General features: G+C 71.7%; 3 protein-coding genes. All 3 read right to left on the reverse strand.

Going from position 1 to position 2,733, the window contains the following annotated elements:
• The coding region (cbiE, locus tag AAHZ94_RS32250) for a precorrin-6y C5,15-methyltransferase (decarboxylating) subunit CbiE (protein ID WP_349997258.1) at positions 1 to 686 on the reverse strand (686 nt) is incomplete at its 3' end.
• 205 nt (positions 687 to 891) lie between these two features.
• The gene (locus AAHZ94_RS32255; protein ID WP_349997259.1) at positions 892 to 1,530 is read right to left on the reverse strand and encodes a GNAT family N-acetyltransferase; all 639 of its coding nucleotides are present in this window, start codon (positions 1,528 to 1,530) and stop codon (positions 892 to 894) included.
• Positions 1,531 to 1,673: 143 nt separating this feature from the next.
• Positions 1,674 to 2,519 (reverse strand): MetQ/NlpA family ABC transporter substrate-binding protein, encoded by an 846-nt coding sequence (locus AAHZ94_RS32260; protein WP_349997260.1) that lies wholly within the window; start codon positions 2,517 to 2,519, stop codon positions 1,674 to 1,676.
• Positions 2,520 to 2,733: the final 214 nt, after the last annotated feature.

The raw sequence follows: 2,733 nt of genomic DNA on the forward strand, positions 1-2,733 counted from the left end.
CCGCTATGGGGCGGCGTATAGCCGGGCGCGCGGCGGGCTAGCCAAGGGCGGGTGGGGGCGCCGCGCGGCGGGGGCAGGGGGCCCGCGCCGCCGATGACGATGACGACGTTGGGGTCGCGCCACACGTGGTCGGCGACCTTGTCTGAGGTCAGTACGGTCATCCGCTCCTGCTCGGTGCCGAGCGCCTCGCAGATGACGAAGGTGCGGTGGACGGGGCCGAGCAGCAGGGCCAGTTCGGCGGGACCCGCGCCCGGCGAGGTGAGAACGGCGACCTTGGGGTGCGCCCGGCAGACGTTGACGGCCCGGCGCAGGTCCCGGCTGTGGGCGCTGACCACCTGGGCGTCGTCCCAGGGCATGCCCGCCCGGGCGAAGGCGGCGGCGACGGCCGAGACGGCGGGCACCACCTCCACCTCAAGGCCGTGCTCGGGCGCGCGCAGGGCCCGGACGACGCCGAAGAAGCCGGGGTCGCCGTCGGCCAGTACGACGGCGGAGCCGCGGTGCCCCGCGATGCGCCGGGCGGCGAGGTCCACGCTGCCGAGCCGGATGCGCTCGGCGGCGGGCGGCACTTCGGGCCTGGCCAGGTGGTGGGCGGCGCCCGCGACCAGGGTGGCGGCGCCGAGCGCGGAGCGGGCCGCGTCCGTCAGGGGGGAGCCGTCCCATCCGATCACCGTGACGCGGTCGGCCATCTCTCGTCAGTCTCCTGGGCTGTGATCGCGGGCGCCCGCGGGGGCTCGGGCGAAGCCCCTGGGCATGGGCGGGGTGACGCGGGCAGAACGCGGGAAACCCGGCGGGCGCATACGAACGTTCCCCGCGCGCCGGCCGGCGGCCGGGCTGCGGAGCGGAACACCGTGAGCGTACCCCCGGGTGGTCCAGACCGGCGGTGCGGGCCGCTCAGCGCCAACTCGGCAGCGGCGCGTACCCGGAGCCGTCGGCGAACTGCTCGGGGCCGCCTTCCAGGTCCTCGGGCAGCAGGCTCCACACGATCAGGTCGGTACGGATGTCCGCCCAGCCGCCGTCCTCGGTGCGCGACCGCGCTATCCAGGCGTTGCGCAGCACGCCCTCGCTGATGCAGCCGACCTTCTGGGCGACCTGTTGGGCCGCGGTGTTGCCGGCGGCGGTGCGCAGTTCCAGGCGCTCGAACTTCTGGGCCCGGAACAGCCAGTCGGCCACGGCCAGGACGGATTCGCTCGCGTACCCCTCGCCGCGCGCCCAGGGCGCGGTGACGTAGGCGATCTCGGTGGACAGGGTGCGCCAGTCGGTGTGGAAGAGGGTGACGACACCGACCAGGCGCTGGGTGAGGAACTCCGATACGCCGAAGACGATGCCGCGCCCCTGGACGCGTTCGTGCGGGGCGCGCCGAACGATCCAGTCGCGGGCCCGGTCGGCGGTGTAGGGGTGGCCGACCGAGGTCCAGGCCACGATCTGTTCGTCGTTCATCATGTCGGTCAGCGGCGGGACGTCGGCCAGCTCCAAGGGGCGCAGCTCCAGCCGGTCCGTACTGATCGATACGTCCGGAAAGGTGCGTGTCATGCGCTGCTCCAACGCGGAGAGGTGTACGTGCCCGGGGCCGTCTGAGTGCACAAGCATGCAGCATGCGGCCGTAAATGTGCCATGCGCGACGGCCCCGCGCACGCCCGGGGGGTGCGCGGGGCCGTCGAGAGCCGGAGGGTGGATCAGCTCGTCGGGGCGCCGAACGCCGGGATGACGGCGCCCTCGTACTTGTCCTCGATGAACTTCTTGACCTCGGGCGTGTTCAGCAGCTTGGCGAGCTTCTTGACCCGCGGGTCGTCCTCCTTGCCCTCCTTGACGGCGAGGAAGTTGGCGTACGGGTTGCCCTCGCCCTTCTCCAGTGCGAGGGCGTCCGTGGCGGGCTTGAGCTTGGCGCCGATGGCGAAGTTGCCGTTGATGACGGCGGCGTCGACGTCCTTGAGGCGCGCGGGGATCTGCGGGGCTTCGAGCTCGGTGAACTCGATGCCCTTCTTGTCCTTGATGTCCTTGAGGGTGGCGTCGCTGCCGATGCCGTCCTTCAGCACGATCAGGCCGTTGTCGGCGAGCAGCTTGAGCGCGCGGCCCTCGTTGCTGACGTCGTTGGGCAGTGCGATGGAGCTGCCGGGGCCCAGGTCGGAGAGCTTCTTACCCTTCTTCGTGTAGAGGCCGAGCGGCTCGATCTGGACGTTGACGACCGGCACGATGTGGGTCTTGTGCTTCTTGTTGAACTCGTCCAGGTAGGGCTTGTGCTGGAAGAAGTTCGCGCCCACCTCACCGTTCTCGGTGGCGGTGTTGGGGAGGATGTAGTCGTTGAACTCCTTCACCTCCAGCTTCAGCCCCTCCTTCTCCGCCAGGTTGTCCTTGACGAACTTCAGGATGTCGCCGTGCGGCGTCGGGCTCGCGGCGACGATCAGCGGCGAGTCCTTGTCGCCGTCGTCCTTGGAGTCGGAGGGCGCGCTGCACGCGCTGAGGGCGATGGCGGCTGCGGCGGCGACCGCGGCTGCGGCGGTGAGCTTGGTGGTGGTACGCACGAAGAGTGCCTCTTTCTGGACGTTACTCGACACACTCGCGGTCGAGAGGGTATGCCCGGCAAAGGGTCCGGGCGGGTGGGGACGGGGACGGATGGTTCTGGTGGGTCGGGCGGCCTATCGGTCTGGGCGGCCGGCCGCTCGGTTCGGGTGTCGCCGGGCTGCGGCCGGTTCAGCCGGCGCGCCCCCCCGCCCGGGGGGGGGGCCCCGCGGCGGG

The sequence above is a fragment of the Streptomyces sp. HSW2009 genome, assembly GCF_040240285.1.
In the GTDB taxonomy this organism is placed as follows: domain Bacteria; phylum Actinomycetota; class Actinomycetes; order Streptomycetales; family Streptomycetaceae; genus Streptomyces.

Bases quoted from the DNA above. Each gene is read 5' to 3' on its own strand.
- AAHZ94_RS32255 (WP_349997259.1), bottom strand. From the start codon at position 1,530: ATGACACGCACCTTTCCGGACGTATCGATCAGTACGGACCGGCTGGAG.